The 22,268-nt window shown below is 61.0% G+C and carries 19 protein-coding genes; 13 read left to right on the top strand and 6 right to left on the bottom strand.

The genetic code is table 11. The annotated features are described in order from the left end of the window. Positions 1-358 precede the first annotated feature (358 nt). Positions 359-1,237, bottom strand: coding sequence for a GGDEF domain-containing protein (locus tag C8K66_RS26670; protein WP_057004789.1), 879 nt, complete (start codon positions 1,235-1,237; stop codon positions 359-361). Between the two features lie 396 nt (positions 1,238-1,633). Here C8K66_RS26670 and C8K66_RS26665 point away from each other — a divergent pair, with 396 nt between their 5' ends. Both C8K66_RS26665 and C8K66_RS26660 read left to right on the top strand, forming a co-directional pair. Further along, positions 1,634-4,495, top strand: a complete 2,862-nt coding sequence (locus tag C8K66_RS26665; protein ID WP_371928170.1) for an ATP-binding protein — start codon at positions 1,634-1,636, stop codon at positions 4,493-4,495. Next, positions 4,485-5,597 (top strand): HD domain-containing phosphohydrolase, encoded by a 1,113-nt coding sequence (locus C8K66_RS26660; protein ID WP_079443613.1) that lies wholly within the window; start codon positions 4,485-4,487, stop codon positions 5,595-5,597. Before C8K66_RS26665 ends, C8K66_RS26660 begins: the two co-directional genes overlap by 11 nt. Here the strand turns inward: C8K66_RS26660 and C8K66_RS26655 are convergent. After that, the gene (locus C8K66_RS26655) at positions 5,594-6,292 is read right to left on the bottom strand and encodes a response regulator (protein WP_079443614.1); all 699 of its coding nucleotides are present in this window, start codon (positions 6,290-6,292) and stop codon (positions 5,594-5,596) included. The two genes, C8K66_RS26660 and C8K66_RS26655, sit on opposite strands and share 4 nt — an antisense overlap. Beyond that, a complete protein-coding gene (locus C8K66_RS26650) occupies positions 6,273-9,650 on the bottom strand; it encodes an ATP-binding protein (RefSeq protein ID WP_108526457.1) in 3,378 nt (1,125 codons plus the stop codon). Before C8K66_RS26650 ends, C8K66_RS26655 begins: the two co-directional genes overlap by 20 nt. Before the next feature lie 312 nt (positions 9,651-9,962). Here C8K66_RS26650 and urtA point away from each other — a divergent pair, with 312 nt between their 5' ends. The 5 genes from urtA (at position 9,963) to urtE (ending at position 14,884) form a co-directional block, all read left to right on the top strand. Then, complete coding sequence (gene urtA, locus C8K66_RS26645; RefSeq protein WP_024074866.1) at positions 9,963-11,171, top strand: urea ABC transporter substrate-binding protein; 1,209 nt, start codon at positions 9,963-9,965, stop codon at positions 11,169-11,171. A 169-nt stretch (positions 11,172-11,340) separates the two neighbouring features. Then, complete coding sequence (gene urtB, locus C8K66_RS26640; RefSeq protein ID WP_010564283.1) at positions 11,341-12,258, top strand: urea ABC transporter permease subunit UrtB; 918 nt, start codon at positions 11,341-11,343, stop codon at positions 12,256-12,258. A gap of 10 nt (positions 12,259-12,268) precedes the next feature. Beyond that, positions 12,269-13,429 carry an urea ABC transporter permease subunit UrtC gene (gene urtC / locus C8K66_RS26635; protein ID WP_046488364.1) on the top strand — a complete coding sequence of 387 codons (1,161 nt, stop codon included), beginning with the start codon at positions 12,269-12,271 and terminating at the stop codon, positions 13,427-13,429. After that, positions 13,426-14,184, top strand: coding sequence for an urea ABC transporter ATP-binding protein UrtD (urtD, locus tag C8K66_RS26630; RefSeq protein WP_046383754.1), 759 nt, complete (start codon positions 13,426-13,428; stop codon positions 14,182-14,184). The genes urtC and urtD overlap by 4 nt, the downstream gene beginning before the upstream one ends. Positions 14,185-14,194: 10 nt before the next feature. Beyond that, complete coding sequence (gene urtE, locus C8K66_RS26625; protein WP_046383753.1) at positions 14,195-14,884, top strand: urea ABC transporter ATP-binding subunit UrtE; 690 nt, start codon at positions 14,195-14,197, stop codon at positions 14,882-14,884. Positions 14,885-15,316: 432 nt separating this feature from the next. Here urtE and C8K66_RS26605 read toward each other — a convergent pair whose 3' ends face one another. After that, positions 15,317-15,544, bottom strand: coding sequence for a hypothetical protein (locus C8K66_RS26605; protein ID WP_108526445.1), 228 nt, complete (start codon positions 15,542-15,544; stop codon positions 15,317-15,319). 126 nt (positions 15,545-15,670) lie between these two features. After that, entirely contained in the window at positions 15,671-15,916 is a 246-nt protein-coding gene (locus C8K66_RS26595) for a hypothetical protein (RefSeq protein WP_256591074.1), read from the bottom strand. A gap of 152 nt (positions 15,917-16,068) precedes the next feature. Between C8K66_RS26595 and fmdA the strand changes: the two genes are divergently transcribed. The 6 genes from fmdA (at position 16,069) to C8K66_RS26565 (ending at position 21,970) form a co-directional block, all read left to right on the top strand. Then, positions 16,069-17,298, top strand: a complete 1,230-nt coding sequence (gene fmdA / locus C8K66_RS26590; RefSeq protein ID WP_046383752.1) for a formamidase — start codon at positions 16,069-16,071, stop codon at positions 17,296-17,298. A 2-nt stretch (positions 17,299-17,300) separates the two neighbouring features. Next, positions 17,301-17,648 carry a zinc ribbon domain-containing protein gene (locus C8K66_RS26585; RefSeq protein WP_046383751.1) on the top strand — a complete coding sequence of 116 codons (348 nt, stop codon included), beginning with the start codon at positions 17,301-17,303 and terminating at the stop codon, positions 17,646-17,648. Positions 17,649-17,663: 15 nt separating this feature from the next. Next, the gene (locus C8K66_RS26580) at positions 17,664-18,707 is read left to right on the top strand and encodes an aliphatic amidase (protein WP_046383750.1); all 1,044 of its coding nucleotides are present in this window, start codon (positions 17,664-17,666) and stop codon (positions 18,705-18,707) included. Between the two features lie 96 nt (positions 18,708-18,803). Then, entirely contained in the window at positions 18,804-19,376 is a 573-nt protein-coding gene (locus tag C8K66_RS26575) for a DUF2239 family protein (RefSeq protein WP_057004783.1), read from the top strand. Between the two features lie 25 nt (positions 19,377-19,401). Continuing rightward, a complete protein-coding gene (locus tag C8K66_RS26570) occupies positions 19,402-20,757 on the top strand; it encodes an MATE family efflux transporter (RefSeq protein ID WP_108526441.1) in 1,356 nt (451 codons plus the stop codon). A 40-nt stretch (positions 20,758-20,797) separates the two neighbouring features. After that, a complete protein-coding gene (locus C8K66_RS26565) occupies positions 20,798-21,970 on the top strand; it encodes an MFS transporter (RefSeq protein ID WP_046383747.1) in 1,173 nt (390 codons plus the stop codon). On the opposite strand, the gene C8K66_RS26560 is transcribed toward C8K66_RS26565, so the two are convergent. Next, positions 21,962-22,162, bottom strand: a complete 201-nt coding sequence (locus tag C8K66_RS26560) for a hypothetical protein (RefSeq protein WP_108526439.1) — start codon at positions 22,160-22,162, stop codon at positions 21,962-21,964. The genes C8K66_RS26565 and C8K66_RS26560 overlap by 9 nt on opposite strands. Positions 22,163-22,268: the final 106 nt, after the last annotated feature.

Here is a 22,268-nt window from a genome sequence, read left to right as displayed (position 1 = left end):
GACGCACATCCGTTTTCGGCAGCAAGAATCGGAGTGCGGGTACATTTCGAACACCCTTACGGTGAGACTCCAGACTTAGAGGCGTCCACCATGGCTTCCGTATAACTGGCCTTTTCCCCTTAACTACTGCAACAACTTTTTTACGGCGGCGGGCTTATTTGTTTAGCGGTGTGGTTCGTTCTCAGCAAGAGCCAACCGAAGCAAGAACCCGCACCTGCCTCGGATTGATCCAACCACTCAACTGCCCTCGACGATTTCTCATCTGATGGGCGGGTGACCACGTAAGTGAATACCGTGTCTTGGTTTTGCGCAGTCCGCTGGATGACTTGGCCGGGCGGACGCACTTCTTGAGTTTGATTTATGTACCGGGCTCTTTATTGTCTAAAAAACGATGCCTTTTCATCCGGTACATTTCATTATCCGAGTAGGTGAGCAGTGTGTCGGCATCCTTGCCGTCCTCGGGATAATAGGCAACGCCGATACTGCACGACGGCATCTTGAGTGCGCCGAATTCAGGCGGTAGTGGCGCAGCCATGACGTCGTGAATCTGTTCTAACTTCTTGGAAATGGCGTCTCTCGACTGGATATCGGTCAACAGCACCGTAAATTCATCGCCGCCCATCCGGGCCACGGTATCCGTCTCACGTATGCAGCTTTCTAGACGTCGGGCAATCATGCAAAGAATACGATCCCCCGCGGCGTGGCCATGGACGTCATTGATACTCTTGAAGTCATTGATATCCAGAAACAGCAAAGCCAACTGACTATTGTGACGGTGCGCGACGTGCAGGGCAGATTTCAGTCGATCACTGAAAATCGAGCGGTTGGTTAGTTTTGTCAGCGGATCATGATGCGCGAGGAAACGTAACTCCTCCTCGGCCTGAGTCAAAGCCGTCACGTTGCGTGCGACGCCAATCCTTGCACCAACCTCTTCCGACCAGAATGCCGCCCACAGGATGTACACGACGCCTCCATCCTTACGGATGTAACGGTTGCGGAAATCGAAGTGGAATTGACCATTCATGACGCGGGCAATCGAGTCCCGTGTGCTAGCCAGGTCTTCAGGATGCATATAGCGGGTGATAGGGGTGCCGTTCAGCTCGTCAGGACGGTAACCCAGCAGGGCCTCACAGGCATCACTCACAAAAACAATGTGGTCGTCTCTATCAACCACAAACACTGTATCCAACATCAGATGGATCAGTTTGGGGTAGAGCGCTTGTAGGTCAACGGCCATAAGTCATGGGGCATATCCGATTCATAGAGCGCGATCATAGCCTGATCGATAAGGCCAGCGGCGAGTAATCTTACCGGCAAGTATGGGAGCACGTATGCCAGGCGAATACGACCTCATGCCACTCTTGCTTGGTGCGATGGTCTCTCCCTAAACGCGGAAGCTGTTTGCCCTGGATTTATCCGCCTTGATGCGAGCCAAGCTCAGTCAGCAGACGATTGACCGCCGCGCTTGATTCTTCCATTTCGCTTGCGGCGCGCAGTACAGCGCTCCAGTCATTTTCAATGATTGCCCTCATAAAAAGTATGGAAACGCTTCACCGGATGAGCTATCGTTTTTTTGACATCGTATTGCCACTATTCAAATAACAGGCTGATGCCATTTGCAGGAGTGCTGGTAGTGAATGAAAGCTCTTCTCAAATAGGCTTGCGTCAGTGGATCTGGCGGGCGTTCATGCAGAGTGCATTAATCCCGTTGGTCCTGGTGGAGACGATTCTGATTGCTTGTTACCTGCTGACCAATCAGGCGATCCGTGTATCGCAACTCGATTATTTGGAACGCAGTGCAATTGAAAGCCTTGGCGCAACTGCCGACCAGAACACCCGAATCATTCAAGATCAATTAACCCACATCGCCGATGTCACTCAGCTATTTGCGGATATGACGGCTAACTCACTGCGTGCCGCTTCAACACCCTTGAGTGAAACATTAAGCACTTCTGCTGATGGGGCTCTTTACAGCGGAAAAGACCTGGGCGGAGCGGCGTCGTTCTACTCGTCGGTCACACCTGTCGCGCAACAGAACCTGGGTAAAGTGCAGAAGTTGTCCAGCCTCGACCCATTGATGCGTGCGATCAAAGATCATGAACCGATGGTCGCCAGTGTCTATTTCAATACGTGGGACAGTTACAACCGGATTTATCCGTGGATTCGTGCCGATGAACAATATCCGCATGATATGCAGATACCCGGTTATAACTTTTATTATCTGGCCGATGCCGAACATAACCCGCAGCGAGGGGTTCGCTGGACTGACGTCTACCTCGACCCGGCGGGTCATGGCTTGATGATGTCCGCGATCGCGCCTGTTTATGAGCGCAACTTTCTCGAAGGCGTGGTCGGGCTGGATATCACCGTGGGCGATCTGCTGAAAGAAATTTCCACGCTTAAGGTGCCGTGGGGCGGGTACTTGATGCTCGTCGGCGCGGACATGAAGATCATGGTGTTACCGCCCGAAGCCGAACATGACTTTGAAAAAGGCAACTGGAGTGGTTCGGGGTCGAAGGCCACGAATGAAGGCGCGGTCAACCTTGCGGGTTCAAATCTGATCGACGCGGTGGACCCTCGGGAGTTGGCGGCCGCTGTCGCGCGCAATAGTCGTGGCAGCGCCGAAGTCGTGCTCAACGGGCGCTCCCATCTGGTCGCATGGGCCGAAGTGAAGCCGGCGGGCTGGCGATTGCTGGCGGTCGCCGATGAAGAAGACGTCATGGCGGCCACGAACAGCTTGGCGCTCCATTACCGCAACATCGGCTATTTGATGATTGCCGGCCTGGTGATGTTTTACCTCGCATTCTTCAGTTACATGTGGATTCGTGCGCGCAAATTGAGCCATAGCCTGCGGCGGCCGATCCGCGATATCAGAGACATGCTGCAGCAAATTGGTAACGGCCAGTGGCTCCCGCAGCGCGCGCGTTCGAGCATTCGTGAGCTGGATGAAATGGCGGGCAACGTGCTGTCAATGGGCGCCCAACTGTCATCCAGTGAAGCACGGCGCAACGCGGCGCAGAACCGCCTCAATCTTGTCGTTGAAAGCATCACCGCCGGGCTCTGGGAATACCGCCTGGATACTGATCGCCTGTCGTTGAGCGAAGCGTTCTGCACGCGTTTCGGGGTGCCGGCGTGCCAACTGGAGCGCTTCTGTTTTTACGATCACGTCGACCCCGAAGATGTGCAGGCGCTTGATCGGGCGCTCAACGCGTTGCGCACCGGCGCCGCATCGGTGATCGACCTGGAGTTACGTTTATTGCGGCCCGATGGCTCGCCGATCTGGTTTTTGTGTCGTGGACGCCTGATCGAGTCTCTCGATGCGCGCATGCGTTTATCCGCAGGTACGTTTGTCGATATCGACACGCTTAAACAGGTTGAAGAGGATCTGCGTCGCCGTACCCTTGAAGCGCAAGGGGCGAGCAAGGCGAAGTCGCGTTTTATCTCCAGCATGAGCCACGAATTACGCACACCGCTGAATTCGATTCATGGATTCGCCCAGTTATTGCGCCTGCAAGTGGCCGATGGGCAGGAGGAGGCCAAATCCCTTGATGAGATCCTGGGCGCCAGCCAGCACCTGGCTCACCTGGTCGACGATTTGCTCGACTGGTCGAGCCTGCAGGCGGAGGCGCCGCGCTTGCAGATGCGTGTCCTGGAGGTCGACGGACTGATGCGCGAATGTGCCGAAATGGTCCGTTCCCAGGCCAAGGCTGCGGGTCTTGACCTTGAGTTGCAGTCGACGAGCCCCGCGCTGAGTGTGCTGGCCGATGCCAGGCGCCTGCGCCAGATCCTGTTGAACCTGCTGTCCAACGCCATCAAGTACAACCGCCCTCACGCTCGCTTGTTCATGGGGGCTGAACTCCATGACAAGGGGCGCGTGCGGGTGTTTGTCGAGGATGGCGGCGCAGGTATTTCCGCAGCCCTGCAAGGCGCGTTGTTCGAGCCGTTCCAGCGTTTGGGCCAGGAAAACACCGCAATCCAAGGCACCGGTATCGGCCTTGCGTTGTGCCGAGAACTCGCCACGTTGATGAACGGCAGCATGGGGCTCATCAGCGAAACGGGGGTCGGCAGTCGCTTTTGGGTCGATCTGCCCCAAGGCATCGCGGCACCCAAGGTCCACAAGCGCTTGCTCTCGCTGTGTTTCGTGGGGCAGGACGACGAGACGCTGCGCTGTCTTGAAGACACGTTGACGGGCATGGTGGACCTGCGCCACGGAACGCTTGCGCAGTGTCTGGAGCAGGTACGGCGCGACACGGCGCCGGACGTCATGCTGATTGACTGTGACTTACTGGGAAATGACTTGATCGATGTGCTGTCGCGGTTACGACGTTTACCAGGTGGCGATCAAATCCTTCTTATTCTGCTGTGTACATCACCACACCTGCTCGCGACGTTGGGGTGTGAGTTTCAAGCAGTGCTTAAACAACCGCTGGAACCCAATGAGCTACGCGAACTCATACGCGCGATGATGCAAGTGGAGAAACCGAATGTTCAGTGATATCCCCGCCGATACCCGAATTGTGATTATCGATGATGTGGCTGCGAACCTGCGCTTGCTGGAGTCCAGCCTGAAAGCCTTTGGTTTGCGCAACGTCTTGAGTTTCGCCGACTCGGCCAGCGGGCTGGTTTGGCTCAAAGAGCAACCGTGGGATCTGCTGCTATTGGATCTGGATATGCCCGCGCCCGATGGGTTTGAGATTCTGCGCCAACTCAGCGATCGCAATCGCTCAAGGTCTCCCGTGATTATCTTGACGGCATTGAGCGAGCCGCAAAGCCGGCGTCTCGGCCTTGAACTGGGGGCCAACGATTATCTGACCAAACCGTTGGATTTGCCTGAGCTGCTATTGCGCATACGCAACGCTCTGCGCTTGTCCCATGCCACCCGCCAACTGCAAGACCTGAACAGCGAGTTGGAGCAAAGGGTGTTTGAGCGCACCGCTCAGTTGCAGGAAAGTTATTGCGCCATGATCCGCGCATTGAGTCGCGCGGCCTGCTATCGCGATGATGAAACGGGCGCCCATGTATTGCGCATTGGCGAAACCGCGGCCTTGATGGCCGAAGCAATCGGTATGCCGCAGAGGTGGTGCGAGCTGATTCGATTGGCGGCGCCGATGCATGACTTGGGGAAAATCGGCATTCCTGATCGGATCTTGCACAAGGAAGGCCCATTAACCGTGCCGGAACGCCAGCAGATGATGGAGCATCCGCGCATCGGCCATGCAATCCTGCAAGATGCACACGCCACGGACCTGACCGATATGGCCGCGGACATTGCCTACGGTCACCATGAAAAATGGGACGGCAGCGGCTATCCGCAAGGGCTTGCCGGAAAGGACATTCCGCTGTCGGCAAGGATTGTCGCGTTGTGTGATGTCTATGATGCGTTGCGTATGGAACGTCCCTATAAGCGGGCCTGGAGCCCTGAACGGGCGCAGGCCTATATTCTTGAGCAATCGGGCGTGCATTTTGATCCGGAGCTGGTGACGGTGATGCGCCGCTGTTTCGGCCCGGTTGAACAACTCATCGAGGATGACGCCGAACTGGCTGGCGTACACAAGCAACGACAAGCCGATGCGGGCACTGGCCAGCCCCCACATTAAAACGTCGCCAACATGGGCGCCCGGCTCGGGCTCATCGCGGCCAAGGCCACCGACGTCGCCGCCGTGCGCGTCTCCACACCCAACTTCACATACACATGTTCCAGGTGCTTGTTCACCGTCCGCGGGCTCAGCCCCAAGATATCGCCGATGTCCCGATTGGTCTTGCCGCACGCCACCCAGCGCAGCACCTCGACCTCGCGCTCGGTCAGTTGAAAGCGTGCCGACAACAGCTTGTGCGCCGGCTCATCCTCCAGGGTCAACACACTCGGTTGCGTCGCCGCCCGCGCCGACAGCAGGATGCGCGAGGTGCGTAAATGCGCCGCCACCCGCGCCAGCACCTCGTCGGTCTGGATCGGCTTGGTCACGTAGTCGCTGCCGCCCACTTCAAAGCCTTGCACCACATGCTTGCTGTCGGTCAGCCCGGTCATGAACACCACCGGGATGTCCGCGCTGGCAGGTAACGCCTTGAGCCGGCGGCAGGTCTCGAAACCGTCCAGGCCCGGCATCATCGCGTCCAGCAGGATCAGGTCCGGGCGCCGGCGTTGCACGCGGTTCAGCGCGCTGAGCCCGTCGAGCGCCACCAGCACCATGTAGCCGGCGTCGTCGAGGGCGTCGGAGAGCATGGCCAGGTTGTCCGGGGTGTCGTCGACGATCAGTACCACGCCGGGTTCAGTGCTACGGGTGAGTACATTCATCTTCGGCCTCCTTGAGGGTTCGGTTGAGTTCATCCAGGCGGAAACCCTTGAGCAACCCGCGCACTTTGCTGATGAACGGTGCGGCGTCCGGGCGGCGTTCGAGGATCGTGTCGAGTTTTTCGTGCAGGCCCCGCACGTAGCCGATCGCGCTGAGTTCGGCGAGCACGGCGAGGTCGTCGGCGCTCGGCAGCACGCTGGGCGGTGGCGGCGCGACGAAGGTTTTGGTGCGCCGCAGCCATTGCAGGCCGAGGTGTTGTTGCAGGCGTCCGAGCAGCTCCGGGGTACGCACCGGCTTGGCCAGGTAGTCGTTGCAGGCGGCGGCGATGCTGCGTTCGCGGTCGTCGGTAAAGGCGTTGGCCGAGATCACGATGATCGGCGCGGTGGACAGTGCATTGCGGCGGATCAGCCGGCTGGTTTCCAGGCCGTCCAGGGTCGGCATCGACAGGTCCATCAGGATCAGGTCCGGCGCCAGCAGCGCGACCTGGCGAATCGCATCCTGGCCGTTGCTCGCCTGGATCACCTCAAAGCCCAGAGGCGTGAGCATGCCGCTGAGCACCTTGCGGTGGTCCACATGGTCGTCCACCACCAGAATGCGTCGGCGTGCGCCCTGGTAGCCGATGATGTCGTGTTCCACATGCACCACCGCCTGCGGCGCACGCACCTGGGACAGGAACAGGCGCACCTGGAAACAGGTGCCCTTGTCCAGCTCGCTGGTAACGCGTAGTTCGCCGCCCATCAGCGCGGTGAGCATGCGCGTGATGGTCAGCCCCAGGCCTACGCCCTTGTCCTGGCGCATCAGGTCGCCGCGCTCGAACGGTTGGAAGATCCGCTCGATCTGCCCGGGGTCGATGCCGATGCCAGTGTCGATGATTTCAAAGTTGGCGGTCTCGCGCATGTAGCTGACCCGCAGGCACACTTCGCCGCTGTCGGTGAAGTTCACCGCATTGCCGAGCAGGTTGATCAGGATCTGGCGCACGCGTTTTTCATCACCGCGCACCACTGCGGGGATCTTGCCGACGCAGTCCAGGCGAAAGCGCAGGCCCTTGTCCTGGGCTTGGGGGGTGAACATCTGCTCCAGGTCGTGGATCAGTTCGGGGAAGGGGATTTCGGTGAGTTCCAGGCGCAATTTGCCGGCCTCGATCTTGGCCACGTCGAGCAGGCCGTCGATCAATGACAGCAAGTGCGAGCCGCTGCGCAGGATGGTCGCCAGTGCGTCCTGGTGCTGCTCGGGCATGGCGCTGTCGCGCTGCAGGATCTGGGTGAAACCGAGGATGCTGTTCAGCGGTGTGCGCAGCTCGTGGGACAGCCCGGTGACGTAGCGGCTCTTGGCGGCGTTGGCGGCTTCCGAGGCTTCCTTGGCCTGTTGCAGGGCCTGGTCGGTGAGGCTGTGGGCGTCGATTTCCTGCATCAGCAGCAGGGTCTGGCGGTCGGATTCCTGCTGGGCGACGCGGCGGCTTTCGCGGGTCAGCACCACCCACCAGGCGAGCACGGCGGCCAGCACCGACAGGGTCAGGAACGCTTTGAAGAACGCCTGGTACAGGGTTTGCGAATGCGGCAAACCCTGGGCCGCCTGCACGTAGATCAAGGCCAGGGCGCCGGCGAGCAGCAGCACCAGCACCGATAACAGCCCCAGGTAATGGGCCAGCCGTGTATGCAGGCGCGGCATCAGGCTGTTGGGCAGCAACCGGCGCAGCACGCCTTCAAACTGGCTGACCAGCCGCGCATGGGGTTTGCAACGGTCGCCGCAGCGCGCATCCAACGAGCAACACAACGAACAGATGGGCGTGCTGTAGGCCGGGCAGAACGCCATGTCCGCCGTCTCGAACGGGTTGCTGCACAGCCCGCAGACCGCATGAGTGGCGGGTGCCACCGGGTGAATCAATTGGGCGTCGCTGGTGCGCGCGATGTAGTACTTGCCCTGGGTCATCCAGGCCAACAGCGGCGCCATCACCAGCGCTGTGCCGAGGGCGACGAAGGGCGGCGCGGCCTGGGCCAGGGCGCCAAACAGGCCGAAGTGGGCGAGGATCGACAGCAGCGAGGCAATCAGCATCGAGCCGACACCCACCGGATTGATGTCGTAGAGGTGCGCGCGCTTGAACTCGATGTGTTTGGGCGACAGTCCCAGGGGCTTGTTGATCACCAGGTCGGCGACCAATGTACCGATCCAGGCAATCGCAATATTCGCGTACAGCCCCAGCACCTGATCGATCACGTCGAACACGCCCAGCTCCATCAGCATCAACGCAATGGCCACGTTGAACACCAGCCACACCACGCGCCCGGGGTGACTGTGGGTGACGCGGGCGAAGAAGTTCGACCAGGCCAGGGAGCCGGCGTAGGCGTTGGTCAGGTTGATCTTCATCTGCGAGATGAACACGAACAGCACCATGGCGCCGAGGGCCCATTCCGGCGAGCTGAACACATAACGGAAGGCGACCAGGTACATCTGGGTCGGCTCGGCGGCGCGTTCCATGGGGATTTCATGTTGCAGGGCAAGGAACGCCAGGAACGCGCCGCCAAACATCTTCAACGCGCCGGGGATAATCCAGCCGGGGCCGGAGCAGAGCAGGGCGGCCCACCAGCGCTTGCGGTTGGCGGCGGTCTTTTCCGGGAGAAAGCGCAGGTAGTCCACTTGCTCGCCGATCTGCGTCACCAGCGACAGCGCCACGGTACAGGCGGCGCAGAACGCCAGCAGGTTGAAACCGCCGCCGTCGCCGCTGCGCCCGACAAAGCTGGTCCAGTCGCTGAACGCGTCGGGGTTTTTCCACCACACGAAACCATAGGGCAACACCAGCAAAAACAGCCACAGCGGTTGGGTCCACAGTTGCAGGCGACTGATCAGCGTGACGCCGTAGGCCACCAGCGGAATCACCAGCAGCGAGCAGATCACATAGGCGAAGGCCAGCGGGATATGGAAATACAACTCCAGTGCCAGCGCCATGATCGCCGCTTCCAGGGCGAAGAACAGGAAGGTGAAGCTGGCGTAGATCAGCGAGGTGATGGTTGAACCGATATAGCCGAAGCCGGCGCCACGGGTCAGCAAGTCCATGTCCACGCCATAGCGGGCGGCGTAATAGCTGATGGGCAGGCCGGTGAGGAAGATCACCAGGCTGATGGCCAGGATCGCCCAGAAGGTGTTGGTGAAGCCGTAACTCAGCACCAAGACGCCGCCGATCGCCTCCAGCGCCAGGAACGACACCGCGCCCAGGGCGGTGTTGGCGATGCGCAGCTCCGACCACTTGCGAAAGGATTTGGGGGTGTAGCGCAGGGCGTAGTCTTCCATGGTCTCGTCGGCGACCCAAGAGTTGTAGTCGCGGCGGATCTTGACGATGCGCTGGGTGCCGGGAGGGGATTGCACGATGGTGAGGCTCCGCAGAGTGGACGAAGGGAGTGAGCAAGTTCCATGCCCTCGACTGCGCTGATATCCAAATGTGGGAGGGAGCTTGCTCCCGATGACGCTGTGTCAGTCGCTAATCAGTTGACTGACACAGCGCCATCGGGAGCAAGCTCCCTCCCACATGGGTCAGCGGTGGCTGGGCGGACGCGATCCTGCCCTGCATTGGTGCGCAACGGCATACGTCAAATGACGTACTGCGTTACGTCAGGCTGCGTATACCCGCGCTGGCCCGCTGCCGCCATGCTGGAGCCCTCATTGCAGAGGAGTCGCCCCATGGAACCACGATTGATCCGCTCCAAACCGTTGTTGGCCCTGTCGTTGCTGGCGGCCGCGCTGTTCAGCCAGGGCGTGCTGGCCGACAACGAAGGCCTGGCCGTGACGCCGACCGAAGTCACCGTCGGCCAGTTGCACTCGGCCACCGGCACCATGGCTATCTCCGAGACCGGCTCGATCCAGGCCGAACGCCTGGCCATCGAGCAAATCAACGCCTCGGGCGGGATTCTGGGACGCCAGATCAAAGTGATCCAGGAGGACGGCGCCTCCGACTGGCCGACCTTCGCCGAAAAGGCCAAGAAGCTGTTGGTCAACGACAAAGTCGCCGCCGTGTTCGGCTGCTGGACCTCGGCCTCGCGTAAAGCCGTGCTGCCGATCTTCGAGAAAGAAAACGGCCTGCTCTACTACCCGACCTTCTACGAAGGCCTGGAACAGTCGAAAAACGTGATCTACACCGGGCAGGAAGCCACCCAACAGATCCTCGCCAGCCTGGATTGGATCGCCAAGACCAAAGGCGCCAAGACTTTCTACCTGGTCGGCTCCGATTACATCTGGCCGCGCACGTCGATGAAGATCGCGCGCAAGCACATTGAAAACGTACTGCACGGCACCGTGGTCGGCGAAGACTACTACCCGCTGGGCAACACCCAGTTCGGTTCGCTGATCAACAAGGTCAAGCTGAAAAAGCCTGACGTGGTCTTCGCCGCCGTGGTGGGCGGTTCCAACGTGGCGTTCTACAAACAGCTCAACGCGGCGGGCGTGAATGCGTCCAAGCAAACCCTGTTGACCCTGTCGGTGACCGAAGACGAACTGCTCGGCATCGGCGGCGAAAACATGGCCGGCTTCTATGCCTCGATGAAGTACTTCCAGAGCCTGGACAACCCGAACAACAAAGCCTTCGTCGAAGCCTTCAAGGCCAAGTACGGCAAGGATGCGGTGATCGGCGATGTGACCCAGGCGGCTTACCTCGGCCCATGGCTGTGGAAAGCGGCGGTGGAGAAGGCCGGCAGTTTCGACGTGGATAAAGTCGTCGCCGCCTCCCCGGGCATCGAACTGAAAACCGCGCCCGAAGGCTACGTGAAGATTCACGAGAACCACCACCTGTGGAGCAAGTCGCGCATCGGTGAAGTGCAGCCCAACGGCCAGTTCAAGGTGATCTACGAGTCGGATCTGATCGAACCGAATCCGTTTCCAAAGGGTTACCAATAAGCTTCAAGCACACCGATTCAAATGTGGGAGGGGGCTTGCCCCCGATGGCGGAGTGTCAGTCGACATTTCTATAACTGAACCACCGCTATCGGGGGCAAGCCCCCTCCCACATAGAGCAAAAGCACATCGCATTCCAACTATCACCTCCCGCTCTCAGGAGACCATCATCATGGAATGGCTATCGGAATTTGGAGCCATCGCGGCGATGCAGGGGTTCAACGGCTTGTCCGTGTTCTGCGTGCTGTTGCTGATGGCGTTGGGGCTGGCGATCATTTTCGGCCAGATGGGCGTGATCAACATGGCCCACGGAGAATTCCTGACCATCGGCGCCTACACCACCTACGTGTGTTCCAGCCTCACCGCGCACTTTGCGCCGAGTTTTCAACCCTATTACTTCTTCTTCGCCATTGCCTTGTCGTTCCTCGTTGCCGGCGCGGTGGGCTGGTTGGTGGAATGGGCGATGATCAGCCGCTTGTACAAGCGGCCGCTGGATACCTTGCTGGCAACCTGGGGCCTGTCCCTGGTGATGCAGCAAACCTTCCGCTCGGTGTTCGGCGCTCGGGAGGTCAGCGCCGAGCCGCCGGCCTGGCTGATGGGCTCGGTGAACTTCACCGACGCGATTGAAATCCCGCGTAACGGCCTGTTCATGATGGCCCTGACCGTGCTGCTGACGGCGGCGATCTTCCTGATGCTGTACCGCTCGCGTTGGGGCCTGCAGGTGCGTGCGACGGTGCAGAATCGCCTGATGAGCCGCGCGGTCGGGATCAATACGCGCAAGGTCGACCGCATGACCTTCGCCCTCGGTTGCGGCGTGGCCGGGGTGGCCGGTGCGGCGTTCACCACCATCGGTTCCACCGGGCCGACGGCGGGTTCGCAGTACATCGTCGACACCTTTCTGGTGGTGGTGTTCGGCGGTGCGCAAAGCCTGTTCGGCACCATTGCCTCGGCGTTCGTGATCGCCCAGACGCAATCGCTGTCGGAGTTTTTCCTCAGTGGCTCGATGGCCAAGGTGCTGACCTTGTCCTCGGTGATTCTGATCCTGATGCTGCGCCCGCAAGGGTTGTTCTCCATCAAAGTGCGCAAGTAGAGGCGAGCAGATGAAGGCTTTAGACAAGCTGCTGGGCGGCCAGCAAAACCTGATCGGCATCGCGCTGCTGGCGCTGCTGATTCTCGTGGTGTTCCCCCTGACCCTGGATGCGTTCCGGCTGAACATGGTCGGCAAGTACCTGACCTACGCGTTTGTCGCGGTGGGGCTGGTGCTGTGCTGGGGCTATGGCGGCATTCTCAGCCTGGGGCAGGGCGTGTTCTTCGGCGTCGGCGGCTACTGCATGGCGATGTTCCTCAAGCTGGAAGCGTCCGACCCGGAAAGTACCAAGATCCAGTCCACGCCGGGCATCCCGGACTTCATGGATTGGAACCAGATCACCGAACTGCCCTGGTTGTGGCAACCGTTTCACAGTTTCAGCTTTACCCTGGTGGCGGTGATTGCGGTGCCGGTGCTGCTCGCATTCATTATCGGCATGGCCTTGTTCAAGCGGCGCGTGGGCGATGTGTACTTCTCCATCGTCACGCAGGCGATTGCGCTGATCCTCACGGTATTGATCGTCGGCCAGCAAGGGCTGACCGGCGGCGTCAATGGCATCACCGACCTCAAGACCCTGCTCGGCTGGGACCTGCGCACCGACAGCGCGAAGCTGCTCCTGTACTTCATCAATGCCGGGTTGTTGTTCGGTTGCATTTTCATCGGCCGCTTCATCCTCGCGTCCAAGCTTGGCCGGTTGTTGATGGCGATGCGCGACAAGGAGGAGCGCGTGCGCTTTTCCGGGTATGACGTGGCCAGCTTCAAGATCTTCGTGTTCTGCGTGGCCGCGGCGTTCTCGGCGATTGGCGGGGCCATGTTCGCGTTGCAGGTGGGCTTTATGTCGCCGTCGTTCGTGGGCATCGTGCCGTCGATCGAGATGGTGATCTTTGCCGCCGTGGGCGGGCGCATGTCACTGCTCGGCGCGGTGTACGGCGCGCTGCTGGTGAACTATGGCAAGACCTACTTTTCCGAGTCCTTTCCCGAGCTGTGGCTGTACCTGATGGGCGGGCTGTTCATCGCCGTGGTCATGTACTTCCCCAATGGCCTGGCCGGCTTGTGGGACAGCCATGGTCGGCAGGCATTGGCCCGGCTGCTGCGCCGTCAACCACCGGTGAAAGCCGTGGCGCCGCTGGTCAAGCCCAAGACTGAAAGCAAAATCCTGGAGACCCAGCCATGACCGCCGTCGGCTTTGAAATGAACAAACCGGTGCTGGCTATCGAAGGTCTTACCGTGTCATTCGACGGCTTCAAGGCGGTCGACAACCTCAACCTGTATATCGACCGCAACGAAGTGCGCGTGGTCATCGGCCCCAACGGTGCCGGCAAGACCACGGTGCTCGACCTGATCTGCGGCAAGACCCGCGCCACCAGCGGCAGCATCCAGTTCGACGGGCAGGAACTGACCACGATGCGCGAGTACAACATCGTGCGCGCTGGGGTCGGGCGCAAGTTCCAGAACCCGTCGATCTACGAAAACCTCACGGTGTTCGAGAACCTCGAGATGTCCTACCCGGCGGGCCGCAAGGTCTGGGGTGCGCTGTTTTTCAAGCGCAATGCCCAGGTGATCGCACGGGTGGAAGAGGTAGCGCGGGAGATTTTCCTTGGCGATTTGCTGCAACAACAGGCGGACTTGCTGTCCCACGGGCAAAAGCAGTGGCTGGAGATCGGCATGCTGTTGATGCAGGACCCCGAGCTGCTGATGCTAGACGAACCGGTGGCCGGCATGAGCGTCAACGAACGCGCGCAAACCGCCGAGCTGCTCAAACGCATCAGCCAGGGCCGCTCGGTGCTGGTGATCGAGCACGACATGGAGTTTGTCAAAAGCATCGCCCACAAGGTCACGGTGCTGCACCAGGGCAAGGTACTCGCCGAGGGCAGCATGGAGTCGGTGCAAAGTAATCCGAAAGTCATCGAAGTGTATTTGGGCCACTGAGGAGTCCGGCATGTTCAAGATCGACCAGTTGTCCTGCGGCTACGGGCAGAGCCAGATCCTCCACGACCTGGACCTGAACGTGGCCAAGCGCGAGATCGTCGCGGTGATGGGCCGCAACGGCATGGGCAAGACCACGTTGTTCAAGAGCTTGATGGGCATCCTGCCGCAGTGGAAAGGCCAGGTCAGCGTGGACGGGCACGATGTGTCCGCGCTGGAAACCCATGAGCGGGTTGAGCGCGGGATTGCCTACGTCCCCCAGGGCCGTATGATCTTTCCGAGCATGACGGTGCTGGAAAACATCCAGACCGGCCTGCCGGCCTCGGCGCGGGGCAAGGTGCCGGAGGACTTGTACGCGCTGTTCCCGGTGCTCTACGACATGCAGTCGCGCAAGGGCGGCAACCTGTCCGGCGGGCAACAGCAACAGTTGGCGATTGCGCGGGCGCTGGCGACCAACCCCAAGGTGCTGCTGCTGGATGAACCGACGGAGGGCATCCAGCCGTCGATCATCAAGGACATCGCACGCACGCTGAAGGAGATTCGCAACTTAAGGGACCTGACCATCGTGGTCTCGGAGCAGGTGCTGTCGTTCACCCTGGAAATCGCCGACCGCTTTTTGGTGATCGAAAAGGGCCGCTTCGTGATCGAAGAAACCCGGGACCGGGTGGACGAGGCAACCATCAGCCGCTACTTGTCCGTCTAGCCGCGACCGATTGTAGGAGCCGGCTTGCCGGCGAAAAACGCCCAGGCGCCGCGTTCATCCTGGCGACGCGCGTCATTGTTAACGACCTTCGCTGGCAAGCCAGCTCCTACAGAAAAGCACACCTGCGAACCTGCCGGCGAAAAACGCCCAGGCGCTGCGTTCATCCTGGCGACGTGCGTCATCGTTAACGACCTTCGCTGGCAAGCCAGCTCCTACAGAAAAGCGCACCTGCGAATCCACCTGTAGGAGCCGGCTTGCCGGCGAAAAACGCCCAGGCGCCGGGTTCATCCTGGCGATGCGCGTCATTGTTAACGACCTTCGCTGGCAAGCCAGCTCCTACAGAAAAGCACACCTGCGAATCCACCTGTAGGAGCCGGCTTGCCGGCGAAAAACGCCCAGGCGCCGCGTTCATCCTGGCGATGCGCGTCATCGTTAGCGACCTTCGCTGGCAAGCCAGCTCCTACAGAAAAGCGCACCTGCGAACCCACCTGTAGGAGCCGGCTTGCCGGCGAAAAACGTCCAGGCGCCGGGTTCATCCTGGCGATGCGCGTCATCGTTAACGACCTTCGCTGGCAAGCCAGCTTCTACAGAAAAGCGCACCTGCGAACCTGCCGGCGAAAAACGCCCAGGCGCCGGGTTCATCCTGGCGATGCGCGTCATCGTTAGCGACCTTCGCTGGCAAGCCAGCTCCTACAGAAAAGCGCACCTGCGAACCCACCTGTAGGAGCCGGCTTGCCGGCGAAAAATGTCCAGGCGCCGCGTTCATCCTGGCGACGCGCGTCATTGTTAACGACCTTCGCTGGCAAGCCAGCTCCTACAGAAAAACAGGGCTGCGAACCCACCTGTAGGAGCCGGCTTGCCGGCGAAAAACGCCCAGGCGCCGCGTTCATCCTGGCGATGCGCGTCATCGTTAACGACCTTCGCTGGCAAGCCAGCTCCTACAGAAAAGCGCACCTGCGAACCCATCTGTAGGAGCCGGCTTGCCGGCGAAAAACGTTCAGGCACCGCGTTCATCCTGGCGATGCGCGTCATTGTTAACGACCTTCGCGGGCAAGCCAGCTCCTACATTTTTGTTTGGGTTTCACTCTCTGGCAGAGCCATACGTCATCCAACGTATTTCCCGTTTTACCTCGCTCCACGAGACTGGTTTCAACGCCACAAGCCATCCGTCCAGGAGCCAGTCCATGACCGAAACGCTGATCAAAGTCGACCTCAACCAACCCGTCACCGAAAACGAGCAGATCCACAACCGTTGGCACCCGGATATCCCGATGGCCTGCTGGGTCAAGCCGGGCGATGACTTCATCCTCGAAACCTACGACTGGACCGCCGGCGCGATCAAGAACAACGACGACGCCAGCGACGTGCGCGATGTGGACCTGTCCACCGTGCATTACCTGTCCGGCCCGGTGGGTGTACACGGCGCCGAGCCGGGCGATTTGCTGGTGGTGGACCTGCTCGACATCGGCGCCAAGGCCGATTCGCAGTGGGGCTTCAACGGCTTTTTCTCGCGGCAGAACGGCGGTGGCTTTCTCACCGATCACTTCCCCAGTGCGCAAAAGGCGATCTGGGATTTCAAGGGCATGTTCACCAGCTCGCGGCACATTCCAGGGGTGAACTTCGCCGGCCTGATCCACCCTGGCCTGATCGGCTGCCTGCCGGACCCGGTGATGCTCGCCGACTGGAACCGTCGCGAACAGGAACTGATCGACACCAACCCGACCCGTGTCCCGCCGCTGGCCAACGCGCCGCTGGCCGCCACCGCGCACATGGGCAAGCTCAAGGGCCAGGCCCGCGACGATGCCGCCGCCACCGGCGCGCGCACCGTGCCGCCGCGTGAGCATGGCGGTAACTGCGATATCAAGGATTTGTCCCGCGGCTCGAAGATCTTCTTCCCGGTCTATGTCAAGGGCGCCGGGCTGTCGGTGGGCGACTTGCACTTCAGCCAGGGCGACGGCGAAATCACCTTTTGCGGCGCCATCGAAATGGCCGGCTGGGTGCATATGAAGGTCGAGCTGATCAAGGGCGGCATGGCCAAGTACGGGATCAAGAACCCGGTGTTCAAGCCGAGCCCGATCACGCCGAACTACAAGAATTACCTGATCTTCGAAGGCATCTCGGTGGACGAGCAGGGCCAGCAGCACTACCTGGACGTCAACATCGCCTACCGCCAGGCGTGCCTGAATGCGATCAACTACCTGACCAAGTTCGGCTACTCACCGGCCCAGGGCTATGCGCTGCTCGGCTCGGCACCGGTACAAGGGCATATCAGCGGTGTGGTGGATATTCCGAATGCGTGCGCGACCTTGTGGCTGCCTACGGAAATCTTCGAGTTCGACATCAACCCCAACGCCAACGGCCCCACCAAGTTCCTCGACGGCAGCGTCGACCTGCCCATCGCACCGGACCTGTAGCCATGCCGACCTACGAATACGCCTGCGAGGCGTGCGGCACGTTCACGATGTTGCGGCCGATCGCCCAGCGCAACGAACCCAGCCAGTGCCCGTACTGCGCCGGGCCGGGAGGGCCGTTGCAGGTGTCGGCCCCGGCCTTGCAGTTGCTGTCGACCAACCAGCGCAAGGCCATCGCCGGCAACGAGCGCAGCGCCAACGCGCCGCAAACGGTCGGCGAGTACCAGGAAAACCGTCGCCATCCGGCCGGTTGCAGTTGCTGCGGCACCAGCAAAAAGGTGCTGCCGAGCAAGGCCAACCCGCTGGGCCTCAAGACCAAGACCGGTCCACGGCCGTGGATGATCAGTCACTAGACCAGGAGCATTGCAATGCGTCATGGCGATATTTCCAGCAGCCCGGACACCGTCGGTGTCGCGGTGGTGAACTACAAGATGCCGCGCCTGCACAGCAAGGCCGAGGTCATCGAGAATGCGAAGAAGATTGCCGAGATGATCCTCGGCATGAAGCAGGGCCTGCCGGGCATGGACCTGGTGGTGTTCCCGGAATACAGCACCATGGGCATCATGTACGACCACGACGAGATGATGGCCACCGCCGCAAGCATCCCCGGCGAAGAGACCGCGATCTTTTCCGCCGCCTGTCGCCAGGCCAACACCTGGGGCGTGTTTTCGCTGACCGGCGAGCGCCACGAAGAGCATCCGCACAAGGCGCCCTATAACACCCTGGTGCTGATCAATAACCTCGGCGAGATCGTGCAGCGTTATCGCAAGTGCATTCCCTGGTGCCCCATCGAAGGCTGGTACCCGGGCGACCGCACCTACGTCTGCGATGGGCCCAAAGGCATGCAGATCAGCCTGATCATCTGCGATGACGGCAACTATCCGGAGATCTGGCGCGATTGCGCGATGAAGGGCGCCGAGTTGATCGTGCGCTGCCAGGGCTATATGTACCCGGCCAAGGAGCAGCAGGTGCTGATGTCCAAGAGCATGGCCTGGGCCAATAACTGCTACGTGGCGGTGGCCAACGCCGCCGGGTTCGATGGCGTGTATTCGTACTTCGGTCACTCGGCGATCATCGGTTTTGACGGGCGCACGCTAGGCGAATGCGGCGAAGAGGAGATGGGCATCCAGTACGCCCAGCTATCGGTGTCGCAGATCCGCGATGCGCGGGCCAATGATCAGTCGCAAAACCACCTGTTCAAGCTGCTGCACCGCGGCTACACCGGTATGCATGCTTCGGGCGATGGCGACAAGGGCGTGGCCGATTGCCCGTTCGAGTTCTACCGCACCTGGGTGCTCGATGCGCAAAAAGCCCAGGAGAACGTGGAGAAAATCACCCGCGGCACCGTGGGCGTCGCCGCCTGCCCGGTCGGGCAATTGCCCCATGACGGCCACGGAAAAACCGCGAGGTAACGCATACGCTGGGTAGTTCTGCGCAATAAGACTTGCAGTCTGAAAATTCCCCTCTAATATAACCCGGGTAAAACAAATACTACCCGGGTATAAATCATGGATTCTCAACATCCCCCTCGTTGCACCGCTTTCGTTCACCACCGACGTGTGGCGGACGGTCCCTATGCCCACGTTGCCCAGGCGTTGGCAGACCTTGATCTGCCGGCCGGCAGCTTCCTGGTATTCGACGATGCCACCGGCACCCAGGTCGATTACCCTTGGCCCCCGGGTTATGCACCCGAGCTGCCCGCGCCCGCAGAGGCACCAGATGAGCCGCCGACGTCCCCTGCGGTCGGGCGCCCCAAGCTGGGCGTGGTCGCCCGCGAAGTGACTTTGCTACCGCGCCATTGGGAGTGGTTGAGCCAGCAGCGTGGCGGTGCGTCGGCTGCGTTGCGGCGCTTGGTGGATGAAGCGCGCAATGCCCATGCCAGTCGTGATCAAATGCGCCAGGCCAAAGAGGCCAGCTATCGCTTCATGAGCGCCATCGGCGGTGACCTGCCGGGTTTCGAAGAGGCCTCGCGGGCGCTGTTTGCCCACAACGCCGCAGACTTTTCCAACAAGATCGCGCTCTGGCCGGTGGACGTGCAGACGTACCTGGCCTGGCTGTCGCGCAACGCTTTCACTGCCTGATCATCATCCAGGGACTCGAACTACCATGGAAGTGACCCAACAACGCCCGCTGTGGCAGATCTACCTGATCTTCCTCGCACCGATGGTGCTGTCCAACTTTCTGCAGAGCTTTTCCGGCACGCTCAATGGCATCTATGTCGGGCAAATGCTCGGTACCCAGGCGTTGGCGGCGGTGTCGGGGATGTTCCCCATCGTGTTTTTCTTTATCGCCCTGGTGATCGGCCTGGGGGCGGGGGCCTCGGTGTTGATCGGCCAGGCCTGGGGAGCCCGGGAAACCTCGATGGTCAAGGCGATCACCGGCGCCACCCTGACCCTTGGCGCGCTGGTGGGTTTGGTGGCAGCGGTGCTTGGCAGCCTGTTTGCGCGTCCGGCGTTACTGGCGCTGGGCACGCCGCTGGATGTGCTGGATGACGCGGTAGGTTATGCCCAGGTGATGATGCTGATCATGCCGCTGTTGTTGGTGTTTATCCTCTATACCCAGTTGCTGCGCGGCGTCAGCGACACGATTTCGCCGCTGCTGGCGCTGATGGTCTCGACATTCGTCGGTCTGCTGCTGACGCCGGCGCTGATCCGCGGCTGGATCGGCCTGCCGCCCATGGGCATCCAGAGTGCGGTGTATGCCGGCCTGGTGGGCAACGCCGCGGCGATGCTGTTTCTGGTGCTGCGCCTGCGGCATAAAAACCACGTGATGGCGCCGGACCGCGCATTGCTCGCGGCCTTGCGGCTGGACCGGGTGATTCTCGGCAAAGTCCTGCGCATCGGGCTGCCCACCGGGCTACAGATGGTGGTGCTGTCATTATCCGAATTGGTCATCCTGGCCTTGGTCAACCACCACGGTTCCCAGGCAACGGCGGCCTATGGCGCGGTGACGCAGATCGTCAACTACGTGCAGTTTCCGGCACTGTCGATTGCCATCACCGCGTCGATCCTCGGCGCCCAGGCCATCGGTGCCGGGCGCCTGGAACGGATCGGGCCGATCCTGCGCACCGGGTTGCTGATCAATACCTGCCTGACCGGCGGCCTGATCCTGCTCGGCTACCTGTTGTCGCCCTGGTTGCTCGGCCTGTTCATCACCGACGACGCCGCGCGGATCAAGGCCGAACACCTGCTGCATATCATGCTGTGGAGCATCCTGGTGTTCGGCTTCCAGGCCGTGATAGGCGGGATCATGCGCGCCAGCGGCGTGGTGCTGATCCCGGTGGCGATTTCGATCTTCTGTGTGCTCGGCGTGGAATTGCCGGTGGCCTACCTGCTCAATGCGCGGTACGGCCTGGAAGGGGTGTGGATGGCATTTCCGGTGACATACCTGGCGATGCTGGCGTTGCAGACCGCGTACTACCGGATGGTGTGGCGGCACAAGCCGATCACACGGTTGGTGTGATAAAAGGTTGCGCAAATCAAGGAAAGAAGGCGTTTCAATCATGGCAAACCCCTACGCCGAGTTGTTCCAGGCGCCCGGCGCCCGGGCGTTCGTACTGGCCGGCATGCTCGCGCGCATGCCCATCTCCATGACTGGCATCGGCTTGATCACCATGCTCTCGCAGGTGCATGGCGGCTACGGTCTGGCCGGCTCGGTGGCGGCGGTGTTTGCCTTGGCTACGGCATTTTGCGCGCCGCAGGTATCGCGGCTGGTTGACCGCTACAGCCAGGGCAGGGTACTGCCGATCGCCGCGCTGATCGGCGGCGGTGCGTTGTTGTTGCTGTTGTTGTGTACGCGTTTGCAGGCGCCGAACTGGGCGTTGTTCGTGTTCGCCGCGCTGGCCGGTTGCATGCCCAACATGTCAGCCATGGTCCGGGCGCGCTGGACCGAGCTGTACCGCGGCCAGCCCAAGCTCCAGACCGCGTTTGCCCTGGAGTCGGTGCTCGATGAGGTGTGCTTTATCATCGGCCCGCCGATTTCGGTGGGGTTGTGCGTGGTGCTGTTTCCCGAGGCCGGGCCTTTGCTGGCGGCGTTGCTGTTGGCGGTCGGTGTCACGGTGTTCGTGATGCAACGCCAGACCGAGCCGCCCGTGCATGAGCGCCATGATCATCACGGACGCTGGCTGATCGCTTCGCCCTCGGTGTTGATCCTGATGATCCTGCTGCTGGCCATGGGCGTGATTGTCGGGGTGGTGGATGTGGTCAGCGTCGCTTTCGCCCAGCACCAGGGCCAACCGGCGGCGGCGAGCATTGTGTTGTCGGTGTATGCCATCGGTTCGTGCCTGGCGGGGTTGGCGTTCGGTACGTTGAAACTCAAGGCGCCGTTGCCCCGGCAGTTCCTGTGCTGTGGTGTCGCCACGGCGCTGACCACCTTGCCATTGCTGCTGGTCACCAACATCCCCGGCCTGGCCGTGGCGATCTTCATCTCCGGGCTGTTCTTCGCCCCGACCCTGATCGTGTCCATGGCCCTGGTGGAGCGGATCGTGCCACCGAGCCGCTTGACCGAAGGCATGACCTGGCTGATCACCGGCCTGAGCATCGGCGTGGCCATCGGCGCCGCCAGCTCCGGCTGGATGATCGACCACTTCGGCGCGGCCAGCGGGTTCTGGGTGGCGCTGGCGGCGGGGGCGGTGGTGTTGGGTTCGGCGGTGTTGGGGTATCGGCGGTTAGGGTGACGGATGAGCGATGCACTCACCGCTGAGGAGGTCATCCACCGCCTGGCGAAAGGCGGCCTCCAGTTCCTCTTCGGTTTGCCCTTCATAACTGACCAGTGAGTCGATGTTCAAAAGCCTCCCAAACAGGCAGTTGTCTTCGACGCTGGTTTCTATTGAGCCGGTATGACCCTTGTATTTAAGTCGGCGATTCATTGAGCCGCTGCTCCTGTGCGTAATGGTTCTTAGGATCTGGCGCCGTTTAACCTAGGCCCGAAGCGCTTCAAGAAGTATCAGTTGCATACGGGTTTCGTGTAGGGCA

This window comes from Pseudomonas sp. GV105 (assembly GCF_003058185.1).
Lineage (GTDB): Bacteria > Pseudomonadota > Gammaproteobacteria > Pseudomonadales > Pseudomonadaceae > Aquipseudomonas > Aquipseudomonas veronii.
The sequence above is the reverse complement of the archived record's forward strand: the minus strand, read 5'-3'. Positions and strand labels throughout refer to the sequence as shown.